The organism is Mesorhizobium sp. WSM4810 (assembly GCF_055811235.1).
Genome location: NZ_JBVVQV010000086.1, coordinates 1 through 824, shown reverse-complemented (window position 1 = coordinate 824; position 824 = coordinate 1). Strand labels below are relative to the sequence as shown.

At 58.3% G+C, this 824-nt stretch carries 1 pseudogene; it reads right to left on the bottom strand.

Going from position 1 to position 824, the window contains the following annotated elements:
* Nucleotides 1–410 precede the first annotated feature (410 nt).
* A pseudogene (locus AC0L3O_RS35400) lies at nucleotides 411–824 on the bottom strand (ABC transporter permease); the annotation flags it as partial.

Here is an 824-nt window from a genome sequence, read left to right as displayed (position 1 = left end):
GATTTGATCATGGCCTCCACATGGGCACGCCGTTCGGAACTGTTTGTCGACGGAGCCAGGATAACCTTGATGCCGGTGGCTCTCTCAAATGGGTCGAGCCAGACCTCTCGAACAATTTTATCGTAGCTGCCGCCGCTGGAGGCCAAGATGAGTTCGCGGCCCTCCCGCGCTGCAGGGGCGAAGTATGCAGCCAATGAGAGTGCCCCAAGTCCGAACAGGCCGATCAGGAGATTTCGTGAATGCCCGCTCGCCGCTGGAAGACGGAATCTGGTGTTCTCGAAGAAAAATGTCGTGCAACAGGCACGTACCCTCCCGACCCCTTCCTTAATAGCTCTCGTACAACCCATGTGGACCTTAATTCCTGAACAGCGGTCGAAACGACGTTGGAATTCCCGCGAAGCCGGCCGGGTTTTCGCTCTCTCCCGCGCGATGCGTATCGCGCCCATCAGCAGGATCGAGATGGCGACGATAATCGTGGAGACGACGGCGATGACCGGAGTGAGATTGAAGTCGATATCCTCGAACAGCTTCCTGGTTATCGTCTTCCCCTCGATGCCGGAGATGAAGAAGGCCACGGTCGCCTCATCGAACGAGGAGACGAAGGCGAAAACCGCGCCGGTGATCACGCCAGGGGTGATTTGTGGCAGGACGATCTCGAAGAAGGCGCGGCCGCGCCCGGCCCCACAATTAAGGGCAGCCATCTCGAGAATGGGATCGAAGCGCTGCAGCGATGCCGAGACGGCAATGACTACATAGGGAACGGTCAGCATGGTGTGCGCCAACAGAAAGCCGAAGAAATTTCCCGTCAGCTGAAGCGGCGCGAA